Annotated in this window: 1 protein-coding gene; it reads right to left on the bottom strand. The window is 73.2% G+C overall.

Annotated features, from left to right (window positions below):
- Positions 1-433, bottom strand: a 433-nt coding sequence (locus GTR02_RS22070; protein WP_420814763.1) for a 5'-3' exonuclease, incomplete at its 3' end; no start/stop codon positions are given.
- Between the last annotated feature and the right edge of the window lie 161 nt (positions 434-594).

Raw genomic sequence — 594 nt, 5'->3', positions numbered from 1 at the left:
CGGTCACCGACTCGCCCACGAGCTGCAGGGCGTCGCGGTCGCCCGTGGACACGAGGACGTCGTAGCCCGCGCGCACGGCCTGCGTCGTCAGGGTGGCGATGACGTCGTCGGCCTCGAAGCCCTCCTTGACCACGACGGGGACCTTCAGCGCGTCGAGGACCTCCTTGATCAGCTCGACCTGCCCGCGGAACTCGTCGGGGCTCTTGGCCCGGTTGGCCTTGTAGTCCGCGTACGCCTCCGTCCGGAACGTCTGCCGGGAGATGTCGAAGGCGACCGCGAGGTGCGTGGGCTCCTCGTCCCGCAGGACGTTGATGAGCATCGAGGTGAAGCCGTACACCGCGTTGGTCGGCTGCCCCGTGGTGGTCGAGAAGTTCTCCACCGGCAGGGCGAAGAAGGCGCGGTAGGCCAGCGAGTGCCCGTCCACGAGCAGCAGCCGCGGGCGGGCCTCGGCCGCGCGGGCGGCCGCGGACCTCCGGGCGGGGGCGGCGGTCTTCGTGGCGGCCCGGGAGCGGGTGCCGGCAGCGGGAGTCACGCCCGTCAGGGTAGTGGCGGCCACCGACACCACCCCGGTGCGGGCGGGGGGACGGGTGGGCG

It is taken from the genome of Kineococcus siccus, assembly GCF_009906795.1.
Classification (GTDB): domain Bacteria; phylum Actinomycetota; class Actinomycetes; order Actinomycetales; family Kineococcaceae; genus Kineococcus; species Kineococcus siccus.
This window is presented reverse-complemented; position numbering and strand designations above follow the sequence as displayed.